The sequence below is a fragment of the Pseudomonas zhanjiangensis genome (genome assembly GCF_041027545.1).
Classification (GTDB): domain Bacteria; phylum Pseudomonadota; class Gammaproteobacteria; order Pseudomonadales; family Pseudomonadaceae; genus Aquipseudomonas; species Aquipseudomonas zhanjiangensis.
Genome location: NZ_JBFTEG010000001.1, coordinates 180170 through 197589, shown reverse-complemented (window position 1 = coordinate 197589; position 17420 = coordinate 180170). Strand labels below are relative to the sequence as shown.

The window sequence follows — 17420 nt, the reverse complement described above, 5'->3', positions numbered from 1 at the left end:
CAACACCTCGCTCGTTCGTTGTCCGGCAAACCAATCACTCGATGGTTCGAGTGATTAGCCAGCGATTTGACCAACGAAGGGGTTCGCGAAGGTGAAGAACAGTGCGATACCAACACCGATCATGGTCACGGCGTCGAGCAGACCGGCGACGATGAACATCTTAACTTGCAGCATCGGAACCATTTCCGGCTGACGCGCAGCGCCTTCCAGGAATTTGCCACCCAGCAGACCGAAGCCGATAGCGGTACCCAGGGCACCCAGGCCAATCAGCAGTGCAACGGCGATCGCGGTCAGACCAACTACAGTTTCCATTTTTCCTCCCGACTTTTATGTCGTATTGGTTAAGGTTTTCTTAAGGTAGAGCGGTAAAGCTAAATCGTTGCCTTGTTTGCCCTTGCGGGCAGCCACATCAAGCCACACGCACCCTTGACCCACCCCGTGGGGTAGCGGGTGCGGAGTAGGCTATTAGTGGTTGTCTTCGTGCGCCATCGACAGGTAGACGATGGTCAGCATCATGAAGATGAACGCCTGCAGGGTAATGATCAGGATGTGGAACACTGCCCACGCCCAGTTCAATGCAATACCCAGGGTGCTGAGCAGGAACATGCCGCTGCCGAACATAACGGCAATCAGGATGAAGATCAGTTCGCCGGCATACATGTTGCCAAACAGACGCAGAGCCAGCGATACCGGCTTGGCGATCAGGGTGACGAACTCGAGCAGGAAGTTCACCGGCACCAGCAGCGCCTGCATGACCAGGTTCTTGCTGCTGAACGGGTGCAAAGTCAGCTCACCGAGGAAGCCGCCGATGCCCTTGACCTTGATGCTGTAGAAGATGATCAGGGCAAATACCGACAGAGCCATGCCCAAGGTCGCGTTGGGATCGGTGGTCGGCACCACACGGAAGAACATGTGCGAATCGCCGGTGATGGTGGCGGCCAGCAGCGGCAGGAAGTCTACCGGCACCAGGTCCATCAGGTTCATCAGGAAGATCCAGACGAAAATGGTCAGGGCCAGCGGTGCGATCAGGGGGTTGCGACCGTGGAAGGTGTCCTTGACGCTGCCGTCGACGAACTCGATCAGCACTTCGACGAAGTTCTGCAGGCCGCCCGGCTGATCGCTGGTCGCGCGCTTGGCGGCCATGCGGAACAACAGGACGAAAACCAGGCCCAATACGACGGACCAGCCCAGGGTATCCACGTGGAATGCCCAGAAGCCCATTTCTTTAGCCTGTTCTGCGGTGTGGGCGAAACCCCAGTCACCATTGGGCAGTTTCCCGAAGGTCAGGTTCTGCAGGTGGTGCTGGATATAGCCCGAAGCGGTTTGTTCTGCCATGTTTGCCTCAAACGCCCTAAGGTCTCAAAAATCTTGTTTTCATCAGCAGGGGAGCGAACCAGTTGACCAACTGGGTCAACAGGAATACGCCGAATACCGTCAGCGCTTCCAATGGCTTCACCCCTGCAAACGTCAGCGCAAACAGCACTGCCGTCAAAATCAACTTGCCCGCCTCGCCGGCGTAGAACGACCGGACGATGGCCTGAGCGGCCCGCGCCCCGCCGAAGCGGAACGCCTTGTGGGCGAAATACAGATTCGGCAGCCAGGCGATCAAACCGCCACACAACCCCGAATAACCACTGACCGGTCCCCGCGTGGCGTACAGCACAATAGCCGCTAACAGTAGTACAGCCAACTGAGCCAGCAAGAGCGGAAACACGGCTAAGCGATGAAAGGGCAGACGATCTGGCTTGTGCGCATCCATCGTCTTCCTCCCCTCGGCGTCGGCCGCCTTAAAATCAACGACTTGGCATATTTCGTGCCGACAAAAGCGCGCAGAGTATAGGGGGGCTTCCCCCCTGGTTCAACCGTCAGGTAGTGATTTTGCCGGTGCCGCTACAGGGTCAATTGTTTCAGCGAATGTGGGCCAGGACGCCCTGCAGCTCATCCAGCGAGCTATAGCGGATCACCAGTTGACCCTTGCCTTTCTGCCCGTGCTTGATCTGCACCGGCGAGCCCAGACGCTCAGCCAGGCGCTGTTCCAAGCGGCTGATGTCCGGGTCGGCCTTGACCTTCTCGACAGGTTTTTCCTTGGCATTCAGCCACTGCCTGACTAGGGCCTCGGTCTGCCTCACGGTCAGGCCACGTGCGACAACGTGCCGCGCCCCTTCGACCTGTTGCTCCACCGGCAGACCGAGCAATGCCCGGGCATGACCCATTTCCAGGTCACCATGGGACAGCAGGGTCTTGATCTCTTCCGGCAGGGCAATCAGGCGCAGCAGGTTGGTCACCGTCACCCGGGACTTGCCCACCGCCTCGGCCACCTGCTGCTGGGTCAGCTGGAACTCCTGCTGCAGGCGCTGCAGCGCGACCGCTTCCTCGATCGGGTTGAGGTCCTCGCGCTGGATGTTCTCGATCAGGGCCATGGCGATGGCGGCTTCGTCCGGCAATTCGCGGACCATCGCCGGAATCCGATCCAGCCCCGCCTGGTGACTGGCCCGCCAGCGGCGCTCGCCGGCGACGATCTCGAACCGTCCGCCATCGATGGGCCGCACCACGATGGGTTGCATGATGCCCTGGGCCTTGATCGATTGCGCCAGTTCATCCAGGGCGGTGGGGTCCATGTCGCGACGCGGCTGGTACTTGCCACGCTGGATCAGATCCAGTGGCAGGTACTGCAGCTCCTGGCGATCGGCCTGGACCGCTTCCTCCTCCAATGCGGTGACGCTGGTCCCTCCCAGCAGGGCATCCAAGCCTCGTCCTAGCCCTCGTTTCTTGGCGGCCATGCGGAAATTCCTTATGCGGTTGCAGTGTGGGCGCCGGTGCGCTGGCGGCGAACCAGTTCGCCGGCCAGGGCCAGGTAGGCGATGGCGCCACGGGATTGCTTGTCATACACCAGCGCCGGCATGCCGAAGCTAGGTGCCTCGGCCAGACGCACATTGCGCGGGATCACGGTTTGGTAGAGCTGCTCAGGAAAATGCTCCTTGAGCTGGGCAGACACATCGTTGGTCAGGCTAATGCGTGGGTCGTACATGGTACGTAGCAGGCCTTCGATCTTCAGACTCGGATTGAGCAACTGGGCGATGCGCTGGATGCTGTTGACCAGATCGCTCAAGCCTTCCAGGGCGTAGTACTCGCACTGCATGGGAATGATCACCGCGTCGGCTGCGACCAGGGCGTTGACGGTCAGCATCGACAGCGCCGGTGGACAGTCGATGAGGATGTAGTCGTAATTCTCACGAATCGGCGCCAGCGCATGGCGCAGGCGACTTTCCTTCATCTTCATTTCCAGCAGGGCGACTTCCGCGGCCGTCAGGTCGCGGTTGGCCGGCAGCAACTGGTAGCCACCATGCTCGGAGAACTGCATGGCCTCGACCAGGTTGCATTCGCCGATCAGCACGTCGTAGATCGAATGCTCCAGGGCATGCTTATCCACACCGCTGCCCATGGTCGCGTTGCCCTGCGGGTCCAGGTCGATCAACAGCACGCGTCGCTTGGTCGCGACCAAGGAGGCTGCCAGGTTGATGCAGGTGGTGGTCTTGCCCACACCGCCTTTCTGGTTGGCGATTGCGAATACTTTAGCCATGCTGCCGTTCCCCCTAGACCGAGCGACGCAGTATCAACAGATGGCGCTGACCTTGGCAACCGGGAACCTTGAGCACATGGGTGGCTACCAGCCGGAAGTCCTCCGGCAGGGCCTGCAGTTCGTCGTCCGGATGCACGCCCTTCATCGCCAGCCAGCGAGTTTGGCCATCGCCGAGGTGGCGGGTCCAGTTGGCAAAATCGGCCAGCGAGCTGAACGCCCGCGAGCAAATGCCGGCGAATGGCTGCGGCGGAGTGAAGGCTTCGACGCGACTGTGGATAACTTCCAGGTTGGTCAGCTGCAACTCCAGCTTCACCTGAGTGAGGAAGCGAGTCTTCTTGCCATTGGAATCGAGCAGGGTAAAGCGCCGCCCGGGAAACAGGATGGCCAGCGGTATGCCCGGCATGCCGCCACCGCTGCCGACGTCCAGCCAGCTATCCCCGGCCTCGGCCACATAGGGCACCACGCTCAGGCTGTCGAGCAGGTGGCGCGAGACCATTTCGTCCGGATCACGCACCGCGGTGAGGTTGTAGGCCTTGTTCCACTTGATCAGCAGGGCCAGGTAGGCGAGCAGCCGCTGCTGTTGCTCGTCGCTGAGCGAGACGTCCAGCTCACGCGCGCCCAGGGCCAGCTCTTCGGCGTGACGAGTAGTGACCGCAGACATCAGGCGCTGTGCTCCAACTGCTGGCCGGCACTGCGCTTCTTCAGGTGAATCAGCAGCAGCGAGATCGCCGCCGGCGTGACGCCGGGGATACGTGAGGCCTGGCCCAGGGTTTCCGGGCGAGCATTGCCGAGCTTGTGCTGGATCTCCTTGGACAAGCCGGAGATCGCGGCGTAATCGATATCCACGGGCAGGCGGGTGTCTTCGCTGGCCCGCAGACGGGCGATTTCGTCCTGCTGGCGATCGATGTAGCCGGCGTACTTGGTCTTGATCTCGACCTGCTCGGCGACCTGCGGGTCCTCGGCGCCGCCGCCGGTCACCTCGACCAACCCGGCGTAGTCGATCTCCGGTCGGCTGAGCAGGTTGAGCAGGTTGTACTCGTGCGCCAGCGGTGTGCCGAAGCGCGTGGCGATGGCCTCCCCCTGCGGGGTGTTCGGCCGCACCCAGGTGCTCTTCAAGCGTTGCTCCTCGCGGACGATACCCTCGCGTTTGCGTTCGAACGCGGCCCAGCGTACGTCGTCCACCAGGCCGAGTTCGCGGCCCTTTTCGGTCAGGCGCAGGTCGGCATTGTCCTCGCGCAAGATCAGCCGGTATTCGGCTCGCGAGGTGAACATGCGGTACGGCTCCTGGGTCCCCAGGGTGATCAGGTCATCGACCAGTACGCCGATGTAGGCCTCGTCGCGACGCGGGCACCAGGCTTCGAGGCCCCGGGCACGCAGCGCGGCGTTGGCACCGGCGAGCAGGCCCTGGGCGCCGGCTTCTTCGTAGCCGGTGGTGCCGTTGATCTGGCCGGCGAAGAACAGCCCGCCGATCACCTTGGTTTCCAGGCTGTACTTCAGGTCACGCGGGTCGAAGTAGTCGTACTCGATGGCGTAGCCCGGGCGCACGATATGCGCGTTCTCCATGCCGCGGATGGAGCGCACCACCTGCAGCTGCACGTCGAAGGGCAGCGAGGTGGAAATCCCATTGGGGTACAACTCATGGGTGCTCAGGCCTTCTGGCTCGATGAACACCTGGTGGCTGTCCTTGTCGGCAAAACGGTGGATCTTGTCTTCGATCGACGGGCAGTAGCGCGGCCCCACACCTTCGATCAGCCCCGAGTACATCGGCGAGCGGTCCAGATTGGCGGCGATGATCTCGTGGGTACGGGCATTGGTGTGGGTGATCCAGCAGCTGATCTGGCGCGGCTGCTGCTCGGCACGGCCGAGGAAGGACATCAATGGCGTCGGCCTGTCGCCAGGCTGCTCGGTCATCAACGTGAAATCCACCGAGCGCCCGTCGATACGCGGCGGCGTACCGGTTTTCAGGCGGCCGACGCGCAACGGCAGCTCGCGCAATCGCTGGGCGAGGGCGATCGAGGGCGGATCGCCGGCACGGCCGCCGGAATAGTTCTGCATGCCGATGTGGATAAGTCCACCGAGGAAGGTACCAGTGGTCAACACCACCGAGTCGGCGAGAAAACGCAGCCCCATCTGGGTGACGACGCCCTTGACCTCATCGTTCTCCACAATCAGGTCATCGGCCGCCTGCTGAAATATCCACAGGTTGGCCTGGTTCTCCAGGGTTTCGCGAATGGCGGCCTTGTACAGCACGCGATCGGCCTGCGCCCGGGTCGCCCTGACTGCCGGGCCCTTGCGGCTGTTCAGCACGCGGAACTGGATGCCTCCGCGGTCGGTGGCTTCGGCCATGGCGCCGCCGAGGGCGTCGATCTCCTTGACCAGATGACTCTTGCCGATACCGCCTATGGCCGGGTTACAGCTCATCTGCCCGAGGGTTTCCACGTTGTGGGTCAGCAGCAGGGTTTTCACCCCCATGCGTGCAGCTGCCAAGGCAGCCTCGGTACCGGCATGACCGCCGCCGATCACGATCACCTGAAAACGGGAAGGGAAATCCACCACGCACCTCGTGCCTGTTGAGAAATGGGGGGCTTTTTTGATTCGAAAAGCTGGAAAGCCGGCAAGTATAGGCAGTTAACCGGTACGAAAGAAGCCTTTTGCACAAAAAATAGCCAGTCACCCAGGGGGGCAATTCGGCGTGTCGGTTAATAAAGAATAAAAGAATGAATTTATATAAAGCCTTGTTTATATGTTTATTACTTATGAACGAGTTTTCTGTGGATAGATCGCTGCAGGCCAACAGATTCGGCTTGTACAGCGGTTGAAAAGGCTGTGCGGATCCTGGCGGCTGCCTGTTCAGTTGCCGTGAGCAGCCTGTGGATGAAATGCCTTGTTATCCACAGGCACGGTTATCCTCTTATTTATCGCAGGGTTATCGACCGGGCTCAGGTGGGGTTTTCCACAGGGCTCAGGCGGCCAAAGAAGCCAGAGCTTCAAGTCCGCGGCCGTGTAGAAAGGCTTCGGCTCGGACTCAGCGACGGCGAATTGCACGATGGGCGGGCCGACTGGCAGGGGGGGATGTTCAGTTTTTCCAGGTGCAGACCGATTTACCGGCAAGCGCGCGCTGCACGGAGGATGGCGCGCGCGAGGTCAGGGGAAGCCGTAGGTTCTGGACGGGCTTTACTTGCCGATGCAGAAGCTGGAGAAGATCCGCCCCAGCAGGTCGTCGGAGCTGAACGCTCCGGTGATTTCGCCCAAGGACTGCTGCGCCATGCGCAAGTCTTCGGCGAGCAATTCGCCGGCTCCTGCGAGGGTCAGCTGGGCGTGCCCGTGCTCCAGGTGAGTCGCGGCCTGGCGCAACGCCTCGAGGTGCCGGCGCCGGGCACTGAAGCTGCTTTCGGCCGTCTGCTCGTAGCCCATACAGGCTTTCAGGTGCTCGCGCAGCAGGTCCAGGCCGGCACTGGACTTGGCCGACAGGCTGATGGTGACGTGGCCATCGGTGCCGACCTCCAGGCTCACCGGCTCAGCCGACAGGTCGGCCTTGTTGCGGATCAGGGTGACCTTGGCCGGATCGGGGCGCAGATCGAGGAACTCCGGCCAGAGGGCAAAGGGGTCGGCGGCTTCGGGCGCAGTGGCATCGACCACCAGGAGTATCCGGTCGGCCTCCCCGATGGCCTTGAGGGCGCGCTCCACGCCGATCTTTTCCACCTGATCCTCGGTGTCGCGCAGACCGGCGGTGTCGACGACATGCAGCGGCATGCCGTCGATATGGATATGTTCGCGCAGGACATCGCGAGTGGTGCCGGCGACTTCTGTGACGATCGCCGCCTCACGCCCGGCCAGGGCGTTGAGCAGGCTCGACTTGCCGGCATTGGGGCGGCCGGCGATGACCACGTTCATGCCGTCGCGCAGCAGGGCGCCCTGGCCGGCTTCGCGCAGCACTTCCTGCAGGTCGGCGCGCACGTCCTGCAACAGATTCAGCACATGGCCGTCGGCGAGGAAATCGATTTCCTCTTCAGGAAAGTCGATGGCGGCTTCGACGTAGATGCGCAGGTTGATCAGGCGCTCGCTAAGGCCATGCACGCGCCGCGAGAATTCGCCTTGCAACGAGCGCAGGGCGTTGCGTGCCGCCTGCTCGGAGCTGGCCTCGATCAAGTCGGCAATGGCTTCCGCCTGGGCCAGGTCGAGCTTGTCGTTGAGAAAGGCACGCTCGCTGAACTCGCCTGGGCGAGCCTGGCGCGCGCCCAGCTCCAGGCATCGGCGCAGCAACAGATCGAGCACCACAGGTCCACCGTGGCCCTGCAACTCCAGCACATCCTCGCCGGTGAACGAGTTCGGTCCGGGGAAGTACAGCGCCAGTCCTTCGTCGATCACCTGATCGGCATCGGAGTAGAAAGGACCGTAGTGGGCATAGCGCGGCCTCAGCTCGCGCTGGCAAACGGCTTGGGCCAGCGCCTCGGCCCGGGGGCCTGAGACCCGCACGATGCCGACCCCGCCGCGACCCTGGGCGGTGGCGACGGCGGCAATGGTTTCACGGGCTGTGGACATGGGATTCTCCAAACGCTGGATAGCAAGACGCCCCACGATGGGGGCGTCTTTGTTAGCGGCTTGCGGGGGCGTGAAGGCTCCGATGAATCAGGCCGCGGCCGCCTTGGTCGCCGCTTCGATCTTGCGGGTAATGTACCACTGCTGGGCAATCGACAAGCAGTTGTTGACCACCCAGTACAGCACCAGACCGGCCGGGAACCAGAGGAAGAAGAAGGTGAAGATAATCGGCATCATCTTCATCACCCGCGCCTGCATCGGGTCCGGCGGAGTCGGGTTGAGCTGCTGCTGGATGAACATGGTAGCGCCCATGATGATCGGCAGCAGGAAGAAGGGATCCTTGCTCGACAGGTCGGTTATCCACAGCAACCAGGGGGCCTGGCGCATTTCCACGCTTTCCAGCAATACCCAGTAAAGTGCCAGGAATACCGGCATCTGCACCAGGATCGGCAGGCAGCCGCCGAGTGGATTGATCTTTTCTTTCTTGTACAGCTCCATCATCGCCTGGGACATCTTCTGGCGATCGTCACCGTGTTGCTCTTTCAGCTGGGCGAGCTTGGGTGCGACCGCTCGCATGCGTGCCATCGACTTGTAGCTGGCGGCCGACAGCGGGAAGAACGCCAGTTTGATGACGATGGTCAGCGCTATGATCGACCAGCCCCAGTTGCCGAGCAGGGCATGGATATGGCCCAGCAGCCAGAAGATCGGTTGGGCGAGGAACCACAGGATGCCGTAGTCGACGGTGAGCTCCAGGCCCGGCGCCAGGGTACCCAGGTGTTTCTGAATCTTCGGGCCGGCATACAGGGTGGCGCCGATTTCGGCCTTGGCGCCCGGGGCCACGCTCAGGGTCGGACTGGTATAGCCGATGATGTAGTTGCCCTGGCTGTCCTTGCGCGTCTGTACGACGTTGTTGGCATCCTGCGCAGGAATCCAGGCGGTGACGAAGTAGTGCTGCAGCCACGCGACCCAGCCGCCGGTCACGGTTTCCTTGAGCGGCTGCTTGTCGATGTCTTTCATCGAGACCTTCTGGTAACTCGACTCGGCCGTCGCCATGGCTGCGCCCAGGTAGGTCGCGGTGCTGGTGGCCGCGGTCTTCGACGGGTCGTCGCTGTCGTCGCGCTTGAGCTGGGCGAACATGTTGCCGCTCCAGGTCTGCTCGCCCTGGTTGTCGATCAGGTAGCGCACCTCGACCTGATAGGAGGCGGGGTCGACACAGCCCGGTTTCTTCAGGGCCTGTTGCTTGGCCGAGCATTCCGGGTTGAGACCGCGTTTGAAGATGAAGCGCTTGACGTAGTTGACGCTGCCCTCGTTGAGCGTCAGGTCGACCACCAGTTGATCCTGGCCGTCGGCCAGTTGATAGCTCTTCTGCGCGCTGCTCCACAGGGCCCGACCGCTGGATTTGTCCGGCGCATTGCTGCCGATCAGACCGCTTTGCGCCAGATAGGTACGCTCCGCGCCGTTGTCGAACAACTGAAACGGCACGTCGGGGCGATCCTGGCGACGCGGATATTGCGGCAGGGTCAGCTGAACGACGTCGCCACCGCGCGGATCGATAGCCAGTTCGAGGACGTCGGTCTTCACCCTGATCAGCTCGTTGCTGTTGGCGACGGCGGTCGTCTCCGGCTTGAGCTGTTCGCTGTTGGCGCTGGGAATATCGTCATGGCTGAGATTGGCAGCAGCCGAATCGGGCAGGTCTGGAGTGCTGTTGCTGGCGACTGTCGAGTGCTGAGTCGGCAGGTCCGCTTGGCCGTAGTCCTGGTTCCACTGGAGAACCATGAAATAGGACACGACTGCCAGGGCGACGATCAGGATCGAGCGTTTGATATCCATGATTATTCGGCCATCGAAGAGGTACGGGAGGTTTTCGCGGGAGGAACCGGGTCGTAACCACCGGGATTCCATGGGTGGCAGCGACCCAGCCGACGCAAGGTCAGCCAGCCGCCCCGCATGAGGCCATGTTGTTCAATGGCCTCATGCGCGTAGCAGGAACAGCTGGGATAGAAGCGACAGTGACTGGCCATCAAGGGGCTGATGGCATAGCGGTAGAACTGGATTGGAAGCAAAGCCAGTTTACGCATCGGGGCTGTCACTCAACCCAGTTGGGGCCTTTGCCGCTGGGTTGGGCTTGTTGCGTGCAAGGCGAGTCCAGAGCTTGCCGAACTGTTTGGCCAGTTCGACGTTCTCCAGATCAGCGAGACCTTTGCGCGCAACCACCACGATGTCCCAGCCGACCAGACTGTCCTGGTTCAGGCGGAAGGATTCGCGGATCTGGCGTTTCAGACGATTGCGCTCAACCGAGAGCTTGACGCTTTTCTTGCCGATCACCAGGCCGAGGCGCGAGTGATCAAGATCGTTGTTGCGTGCCAGCAGCAGGACATTTCTGCCCGGAACCTTGCCGCTGGGGGAGTCGAAGACTGCCTTGAAATGCCGGGGGGTCAGCAGACGCTTTTCCCGGCCGAAGCCTCGACTCACCACCTGACTGGAATTTATACAGTCAGACGCTTACGGCCTTTGGCGCGACGGCGCGACAGGACAGCACGGCCGTTCTTGGTTGCCATACGGGCACGGAAGCCATGGGTGCGGGCGCGCTTGATAGTGCTGGGTTGGAAAGTGCGTTTCATGGTGTGTTACCTGGGTCGTCGACTATGGGCCGGAATGGCCCCGGTTTTGAGAGACCGGCAATTCTAGAGAAAGCCGAGGGTCAGGTCAATTTCCAACCAGGCTTTTTGGCGGATAAGAAATATAGAGAAGAGAATATTTAAAGATGTTTAGTAATGCTTGTAATGATTAGACCGCCGCCTGTCTGTGGATAAGTCGCTCGAGGTCATGGGTCACAAGGTCTATGGCGCAGAGCAACTCTGTCGACAAGCCGTGCGGCGACTGTGCGGTGCATGGGCATAGGCTGGGGGCGAAACGCCGATTTACCCACAGAGGGATTGTCCCCCGACTTGCCCCCGGGGTTATCCCAGGGGCTCCAGGGCTGTTATCCACAGACTTGGAAGTACGCCTGCACGCTGCCGGAAAAATCATTAACACCTTGATTTTCCTTGCTCTGCCCAGGCTATTCATGTGGATAACTCCAGCCCCGAAGGCTACAATGGCGGCTGTTTTTGCCTCGCGCCGTTTCGATTTAGGGGATATCCGTGTCAGTTGAACTTTGGCAGCAGTGCGTAGAGCTTTTGCGCGACGAACTACCTGCCCAGCAATTCAATACCTGGATCCGTCCACTGCAGGTCGAAGCCGCAGGCGATGAGCTGCGTGTGTACGCGCCAAACCGCTTTGTGCTCGACTGGGTCAATGAGAAGTACCTGACCCGCTTGCTCGAGCTGCTGTCCGAGCGGACCAATGGTCTGGTGCCAGCCTTGTCCTTATTAATAGGCAGCAAGCGCAGCCCGACCGCACGCACGGCAGCGGTCGCACCTGCCGCCGTTCCCGCGCAGGCGACCGCTGCAATGACCACGCCGTCAGCGCCGCCGCAGGCAGTGGCCAGCCAGGCCGAACCTTCACGTTCGAGTTTCGATCCCATGGCCGGCGCTGCCAGTCAGGTGGCGCCGGCGCGCACCGAGCGCTCGGTGCAGGTGGAAGGGGCCCTCAAGCACACCAGTTACCTCAATCGGACCTTCACCTTCGACAACTTTGTCGAGGGTAAATCCAACCAGCTGGCGCGTGCGGCTGCCTGGCAGGTTGCGGACAATCCCAAGCATGGCTACAACCCGCTGTTCCTCTATGGTGGCGTGGGCCTGGGCAAGACTCACCTGATGCATGCGGTCGGTAACCACCTGTTGCAGAAGAACCCCAATGCCAAGGTCGTGTACCTGCATTCGGAGCGTTTCGTCGCAGACATGGTCAAGGCCCTGCAACTCAATGCGATCAACGAATTCAAGCGTTTTTACCGCTCGGTCGATGCGCTGCTGATCGACGACATCCAGTTCTTCGCCAAGAAGGAGCGTTCGCAGGAAGAGTTCTTCCACACCTTCAACGCGCTACTCGAGGGCGGCCAGCAGGTGATCCTCACCAGCGATCGCTACCCGAAGGAAATCGAAGGCCTGGAAGAGCGTCTCAAGTCGCGCTTCGGCTGGGGACTGACGGTGGCGGTCGAGCCGCCGGAGCTGGAAACCCGGGTAGCGATCCTGATGAAGAAGGCCGATCAGGCCAAAGTCGATCTGCCCCATGATGCGGCTTTCTTCATCGCCCAGCGCATCCGTTCCAACGTGCGTGAGCTGGAAGGCGCCCTCAAGCGGGTAATTGCCCATTCGCACTTTATGGGCCGCGACATCACCATCGAACTGATCCGCGAGTCGCTCAAGGATTTGTTGGCGCTTCAGGACAAGCTGGTCAGCATCGACAACATCCAGCGCACGGTCGCCGAGTACTACAAGATCAAGATTTCCGATCTGCTGTCCAAGCGACGCTCGCGCTCGGTGGCGCGGCCGCGCCAGGTGGCCATGGCCCTGTCCAAGGAACTGACCAACCACAGCCTGCCGGAAATCGGCGATGCCTTCGGCGGTCGCGATCACACCACGGTATTGCACGCTTGCCGTAAGATTGCTGAACTGAAGGAGTCTGACGCGGACATCCGCGAGGACTACAAGAACCTGCTGCGTACACTGACCACTTAATACGCTAATCCATTAGGCAAGGGACTAGACCATGCATTTCACCATTCAACGCGAAGCCCTGTTGAAACCCCTGCAGCTGGTCGCCGGCGTCGTGGAACGCCGCCAGACCTTGCCGGTGTTATCCAATGTGCTGCTGGTGGTCGAAGGCCAGCAGCTGTCGCTGACCGGTACCGATCTCGAGGTCGAACTGGTCGGCCGGGTGACCCTGGAAGATGCCGCAGAGCCCGGCGAGATCACCGTCCCGGCACGCAAGCTGATGGACATCTGCAAGAGCCTGCCAAGCGATGCGCTGATCGATATTCGCGTCGATGAGCAGAAGTTGCTGGTCAAGGCCGGGCGTAGCCGTTTCTCGCTGTCGACCCTTCCTGCCAATGATTTCCCTACCGTCGAAGAAGGCCCGGGTTCGCTGACCTTCAGCCTGGACCAGAGCAAGCTGCGCCGCCTTATCGAACGCACCAGCTTCGCCATGGCCCAGCAGGACGTGCGTTACTACCTGAACGGCATGTTGCTGGAGGTGCAGACCGGCCTGTTGCGAGCCGTGGCGACCGATGGCCACCGCTTGGCGATGTGTTCCATGGAGGCGGCGATCGAGCACACAGAGCGTCACCAGGTGATCGTGCCGCGCAAGGGCATTCTCGAGATGGCGCGTCTGCTGACCGAGCAGGACGCCAGCGTCAGCATTGTGCTCGGCCAGCATCATATTCGCGCGACCACCGGGGAGTTTACCTTTACCTCGAAACTGGTCGACGGCAAGTTCCCGGATTACGAGCGCGTGCTGCCGCGTGGTGGCGACAAGCTGGTGGTGGCCGACCGCCAGGGCCTGCGCGAGGCCTTCAGTCGCACCGCTATCCTGTCCAACGAGAAGTACCGCGGAATTCGCCTGCAGCTGGCGGCGGGCCTGCTGAAGATTCAGGCCAACAACCCGGAGCAGGAAGAGGCCGAAGAAGAGATCGCTGTGGATTACAGCGGCGGCGCCCTGGAAATCGGTTTCAACGTCAGCTACCTGCTCGATGTGCTGGGCGTGATGACCGCCGACCAGGTACGCCTGATTCTATCCGACTCCAACAGCAGCGCTCTGGTGCAGGAAGCCGATAACGACGATTCCGCCTACGTCGTCATGCCGATGCGCTTGTAACCGCGCGATGTCCCTCAGCCGCGTCACTGTCACCGCGGTGCGCAATCTGCACCCGGTGACCCTCTCCCCTTCCCCGCGTATCAACATCCTCCACGGCGCCAACGGCAGCGGCAAGACCAGCCTGCTCGAAGCGATTCATCTGCTCGGTCTGGCCCGCTCCTTTCGCAGTACCCGGTTGCTGCCGGTGATCCAGTACGAGCAGTTGGCCTGCACGGTGTTTGGCCAGGTGCAGCTGGCCGACGGTCGCGTGAGCGGACTCGGCGTTTCCCGTGATCGCCAGGGCGAATACCAGATCCGCATCGATGGGCAGAATGTGCGCAGTGCGGCGCAGTTGGCCGAGGTGTTGCCCTTGCAGCTGATCAACCCGGACAGTTTTCGCCTGCTGGAGGGTGCCCCCAAGGTGCGTCGGCAGTTTCTCGATTGGGGAGTGTTCCACGTGGAACCTCGCTTTATGCCGGCCTGGCAGCGCCTGCAGAAGGCCTTGCGGCAGCGGAACTCGTGGCTGCGACATGGTACACTTGATGCCGCTTCGGCGGCTGCCTGGGACCGTGAGCTGTGCCTGGCCAGCGACGAGATCGATGGCTACCGGCGGGCCTATATTCAGGCGTTGAAGCCGGTTTTCGAGCGTACCCTGAGCGAGCTGGTCGAGTTGCAGGGGCTGACCCTGAGCTACTACCGAGGCTGGGACAAAGAACGTGAGCTGAGCGAAGTGCTCGCCGCTTCCCTATACCGTGATCGGCAAATAGGCCATACCCAGGCTGGCCCCCAAAGGGCTGACCTGCGTTTACGTCTGGCTGCACACAGCGCCGCTGAGGTGTTGTCCCGTGGACAGCAGAAACTAGTTGTCTGTGCCCTGCGAATTGCTCAAGGGCATTTGGTTAGTCAGGCCAAGCGCGGCCAGTGCATCTATCTGGTGGATGATCTGCCGTCAGAACTGGATGAGCACCACCGTCGCGCCTTGTGTCGCTTATTAGAAGATTTGCACTGCCAGGTGTTCATCACCTGTGTAGACCATGAACTGTTGAGGGAAGGCTGGCGCACGGATACGCCAGTAGCCATGTTCCACGTGGAACATGGCCGTATCACCCAGACCCACGACCACCGGGAGTGAAGGCATGAGCGAAAACCAAACGTACGACTCCAATAACATCAAGGTCCTCAAGGGCCTGGATGCCGTACGCAAGCGACCTGGCATGTACATCGGCGATACCGATGACGGCAGCGGTCTGCACCACATGGTCTTCGAGGTGGTCGATAACTCGATTGACGAGGCCCTGGCCGGTCATTGCAGCGAGATCACCATCACCATCCATCCGGATGAATCCATCAGCGTGCGCGATAACGGCCGTGGTATTCCTGTGGATATCCACAAGGACGAAGGGGTCTCCGCCGCCGAGGTCATCATGACCGTGCTGCATGCCGGTGGTAAGTTCGACGACAACAGCTACAAGGTGTCCGGTGGCTTGCACGGGGTCGGCGTGTCGGTGGTCAATGCCCTGTCCAAGGAACTGATCCTGACCATTCGCCGCGGCGGCAAGATATGGGAGCAGACCTACGTTCATGGTGTGCCTCAGGCGCCGCTCGCTGCGGTGGGCGACACCGAGGGCACCGGTACCCAGATTCACTTTCGGCCGTCGGAAGAGACCTTCCACAATATCCACTTCAGCTGGGACATCCTGGCCAAGCGTCTGCGGGAGCTGTCGTTCCTCAATTCAGGGGTCGGCATCTTCCTCAAGGATGAGCGCACCGGCAAGGAGGAGCTGTTCAAGTACGAAGGCGGCCTGCGTGCTTTCGTCGAGTACCTCAACGTCAACAAGACGGCGGTCAACCAGGTCTTCCACTTCAATGTCCAGCGCGACGACGGGGTTGGCGTCGAGGTGGCCCTGCAGTGGAACGACAGCTTCAACGAAAACCTGCTGTGCTTCACCAACAACATCCCCCAGCGTGATGGCGGCACTCACCTGGCCGGCTTCCGCTCGGCGCTGACGCGCAACCTGAATGCCTACATAGAGCAGGAAGGCCTGGCCAAGAAGCACAAGATATCCACCACCGGCGACGACGCCCGGGAGGGCCTGACCGCGATCATTTCGGTCAAGGTGCCCGATCCCAAGTTCAGTTCGCAGACCAAGGACAAGCTTGTTTCTTCGGAGGTGAAAACCGCAGTCGAGCAGGAGATGGGCAAGTACTTCTCCGACTTCCTGCTGGAGAATCCCAACGAAGCCAAGGCGGTGGTCGGCAAGATGATCGACGCCGCCCGCGCCCGTGAGGCGGCGCGCAAGGCCCGCGAGATGACTCGTCGCAAGGGTGCCCTGGATATCGCCGGGCTGCCCGGCAAGCTGGCCGACTGCCAGGAAAAAGACCCGGCGCTGTCCGAACTCTACATCGTGGAGGGTGACTCCGCGGGCGGTTCTGCCAAGCAGGGCCGCAACCGCAAGACCCAGGCCATCCTGCCCCTCAAGGGCAAGATCCTCAACGTAGAGAAGGCGCGCTTCGACAAGATGATTTCTTCGCAGGAGGTCGGCACGCTGATCACCGCCCTCGGCTGTGGCATCGGCCGCGAGGAATACAACATCGACAAGCTGCGCTATCACAACATCATCATCATGACCGACGCCGACGTCGACGGTTCGCACATCCGTACCCTGCTGCTGACCTTCTTCTTCCGTCAGTTGCCGGAACTGGTCGAGCGCGGCTATATCTACATCGCCCAGCCGCCGCTGTACAAGGTAAAGCGCGGCAAGCAGGAGCAGTACATCAAGGATGACGAGGCCATGGAGGAGTACATGACCCAGTCGGCTCTTGAAGATGCCAGCCTGCACGTCAACGAGAGCGCGCCAGGCCTTTCCGGAGCTTCCCTGGAAGCACTGGTCAACGATTACCGCCTGGTGATGAAGACCCTGAACCGGTTGTCGCGCCTGTACCCGATCGAGCTGACCGAGCATTTCGTCTACATCCCGCGCGTCAGCACCGAACAGCTGGCGGACAAGGACGCCATGCAGGCCTGGCTGGGCCTGCTCGATGGCCGTCTGAAGGTCATGGAAAAATCCGGTCTGGTCTACAAGACCAGCCTGCGTGAGGACCAGGAGCGCCACCTCTGGCTGCCAGAAGTGGAGCTGATCTCCCATGGGGTTTCCAGCTATGTCACCTTCAATCGCGACTTCTTCGCCAGCAACGATTACAAGACGGTCACCAGCCTGGGCGACCAGTTGAACAATCTGCTGGAAGAAGGCGCCTATGTGCAGCGCGGCGAACGCAAGAAGGCGGTCAGCACATTCAAGGATGCGCTGAACTGGCTGATGACCGAGAGCACCAAACGCCACAGCATCCAGCGCTACAAGGGGCTGGGCGAGATGAACCCGGATCAGCTGTGGGAAACCACCATGGATCCAGAGGTGCGGCGCATGCTCAAGGTGACCATCGAGGACGCGATCGGCGCCGATCAGATCTTCAACACCCTGATGGGCGATGCGGTCGAGCCGCGCCGTGACTTTATCGAGACCAACGCCTTGGCGGTGTCCAACCTCGACTTCTAAGGCTGTTGGCGACG

The 17420-nt window shown here is 61.2% G+C and carries 16 protein-coding genes; 4 read left to right on the top strand and 12 right to left on the bottom strand.

Annotated features, from left to right (window positions below; translation table 11 throughout):
- Positions 1-54: 54 nt before the first annotated feature.
- The 12 genes from atpE to rpmH form a co-directional block, all read right to left on the bottom strand.
- A complete protein-coding gene (gene atpE, locus AB5S05_RS00910) occupies positions 55-312 on the bottom strand; it encodes a F0F1 ATP synthase subunit C (protein WP_003097235.1) in 258 nt (85 codons plus the stop codon).
- A gap of 153 nt (positions 313-465) precedes the next feature.
- The gene (gene atpB / locus AB5S05_RS00905) at positions 466-1335 is read right to left on the bottom strand and encodes a F0F1 ATP synthase subunit A (RefSeq protein WP_369285517.1); all 870 of its coding nucleotides are present in this window, start codon (positions 1333-1335) and stop codon (positions 466-468) included.
- Positions 1336-1351: 16 nt separating this feature from the next.
- Complete coding sequence (locus AB5S05_RS00900; protein WP_369285516.1) at positions 1352-1759, bottom strand: F0F1 ATP synthase subunit I; 408 nt, start codon at positions 1757-1759, stop codon at positions 1352-1354.
- Positions 1760-1907: 148 nt separating this feature from the next.
- Positions 1908-2780, bottom strand: a complete 873-nt coding sequence (locus AB5S05_RS00895; protein ID WP_369285515.1) for a ParB/RepB/Spo0J family partition protein — start codon at positions 2778-2780, stop codon at positions 1908-1910.
- An 11-nt stretch (positions 2781-2791) separates the two neighbouring features.
- Entirely contained in the window at positions 2792-3580 is a 789-nt protein-coding gene (locus tag AB5S05_RS00890; protein ID WP_369285514.1) for a ParA family protein, read from the bottom strand.
- Positions 3581-3593: 13 nt separating this feature from the next.
- Complete coding sequence (rsmG, locus tag AB5S05_RS00885; RefSeq protein WP_369285513.1) at positions 3594-4241, bottom strand: 16S rRNA (guanine(527)-N(7))-methyltransferase RsmG; 648 nt, start codon at positions 4239-4241, stop codon at positions 3594-3596.
- Positions 4241-6133, bottom strand: coding sequence for a tRNA uridine-5-carboxymethylaminomethyl(34) synthesis enzyme MnmG (gene mnmG / locus AB5S05_RS00880; protein ID WP_369285512.1), 1893 nt, complete (start codon positions 6131-6133; stop codon positions 4241-4243). Before mnmG ends, rsmG begins: the two co-directional genes overlap by 1 nt.
- A 621-nt stretch (positions 6134-6754) precedes the next feature.
- On the bottom strand, positions 6755-8122 hold the full coding sequence (mnmE, locus tag AB5S05_RS00875; RefSeq protein ID WP_369285511.1) for a tRNA uridine-5-carboxymethylaminomethyl(34) synthesis GTPase MnmE: 1368 nt from the start codon (positions 8120-8122) through the stop codon (positions 6755-6757).
- Between the two features lie 87 nt (positions 8123-8209).
- Positions 8210-9949, bottom strand: coding sequence for a membrane protein insertase YidC (gene yidC, locus AB5S05_RS00870; protein WP_369285510.1), 1740 nt, complete (start codon positions 9947-9949; stop codon positions 8210-8212).
- 2 nt (positions 9950-9951) lie between these two features.
- Positions 9952-10197 carry a membrane protein insertion efficiency factor YidD gene (gene yidD / locus AB5S05_RS00865; protein WP_369285509.1) on the bottom strand — a complete coding sequence of 82 codons (246 nt, stop codon included), beginning with the start codon at positions 10195-10197 and terminating at the stop codon, positions 9952-9954.
- On the bottom strand, positions 10190-10591 hold the full coding sequence (gene rnpA, locus AB5S05_RS00860; protein ID WP_369285508.1) for a ribonuclease P protein component: 402 nt from the start codon (positions 10589-10591) through the stop codon (positions 10190-10192). Before rnpA ends, yidD begins: the two co-directional genes overlap by 8 nt.
- Positions 10592-10605: 14 nt before the next feature.
- Positions 10606-10740 carry a 50S ribosomal protein L34 gene (rpmH, locus tag AB5S05_RS00855; protein WP_003246698.1) on the bottom strand — a complete coding sequence of 45 codons (135 nt, stop codon included), beginning with the start codon at positions 10738-10740 and terminating at the stop codon, positions 10606-10608.
- A 522-nt stretch (positions 10741-11262) separates the two neighbouring features.
- Here rpmH and dnaA point away from each other — a divergent pair.
- The 4 genes from dnaA to gyrB are packed head-to-tail and all read left to right on the top strand — an operon-like array spanning position 11263 to position 17406.
- Complete coding sequence (dnaA, locus tag AB5S05_RS00850; RefSeq protein ID WP_369285507.1) at positions 11263-12738, top strand: chromosomal replication initiator protein DnaA; 1476 nt, start codon at positions 11263-11265, stop codon at positions 12736-12738.
- 31 nt (positions 12739-12769) lie between these two features.
- On the top strand, positions 12770-13873 hold the full coding sequence (dnaN, locus tag AB5S05_RS00845) for a DNA polymerase III subunit beta (RefSeq protein ID WP_369285506.1): 1104 nt from the start codon (positions 12770-12772) through the stop codon (positions 13871-13873).
- Between the two features lie 7 nt (positions 13874-13880).
- Positions 13881-14984 carry a DNA replication/repair protein RecF gene (gene recF, locus AB5S05_RS00840; RefSeq protein WP_369285504.1) on the top strand — a complete coding sequence of 368 codons (1104 nt, stop codon included), beginning with the start codon at positions 13881-13883 and terminating at the stop codon, positions 14982-14984.
- Positions 14985-14988: 4 nt separating this feature from the next.
- Positions 14989-17406: a DNA topoisomerase (ATP-hydrolyzing) subunit B gene (gene gyrB / locus AB5S05_RS00835; RefSeq protein WP_369285503.1), complete on the top strand. Its 2418-nt coding sequence runs from the start codon at positions 14989-14991 to the stop codon at positions 17404-17406.
- Positions 17407-17420 lie beyond the last annotated feature (14 nt).

Bases quoted from the DNA above. Each gene is read 5' to 3' on its own strand.
- atpE (WP_003097235.1), bottom strand. From the start codon at position 312: ATGGAAACTGTAGTTGGTCTGACCGCGATCGCCGTTGCACTGCTGATT.
- atpB (WP_369285517.1), bottom strand. From the start codon at position 1,335: ATGGCAGAACAAACCGCTTCGGGCTATATCCAGCACCACCTGCAGAAC.
- AB5S05_RS00900 (WP_369285516.1), bottom strand. From the start codon at position 1,759: ATGGATGCGCACAAGCCAGATCGTCTGCCCTTTCATCGCTTAGCCGTG.
- AB5S05_RS00895 (WP_369285515.1), bottom strand. From the start codon at position 2,780: ATGGCCGCCAAGAAACGAGGGCTAGGACGAGGCTTGGATGCCCTGCTG.
- AB5S05_RS00890 (WP_369285514.1), bottom strand. From the start codon at position 3,580: ATGGCTAAAGTATTCGCAATCGCCAACCAGAAAGGCGGTGTGGGCAAG.
- rsmG (WP_369285513.1), bottom strand. From the start codon at position 4,241: ATGTCTGCGGTCACTACTCGTCACGCCGAAGAGCTGGCCCTGGGCGCG.
- mnmE (WP_369285511.1), bottom strand. From the start codon at position 8,122: ATGTCCACAGCCCGTGAAACCATTGCCGCCGTCGCCACCGCCCAGGGT.
- yidC (WP_369285510.1), bottom strand. From the start codon at position 9,949: ATGGATATCAAACGCTCGATCCTGATCGTCGCCCTGGCAGTCGTGTCC.
- yidD (WP_369285509.1), bottom strand. From the start codon at position 10,197: ATGCGTAAACTGGCTTTGCTTCCAATCCAGTTCTACCGCTATGCCATC.
- rpmH (WP_003246698.1), bottom strand. From the start codon at position 10,740: ATGAAACGCACTTTCCAACCCAGCACTATCAAGCGCGCCCGCACCCAT.
- dnaN (WP_369285506.1), top strand. From the start codon at position 12,770: ATGCATTTCACCATTCAACGCGAAGCCCTGTTGAAACCCCTGCAGCTG.
- recF (WP_369285504.1), top strand. From the start codon at position 13,881: ATGTCCCTCAGCCGCGTCACTGTCACCGCGGTGCGCAATCTGCACCCG.
- gyrB (WP_369285503.1), top strand. From the start codon at position 14,989: ATGAGCGAAAACCAAACGTACGACTCCAATAACATCAAGGTCCTCAAG.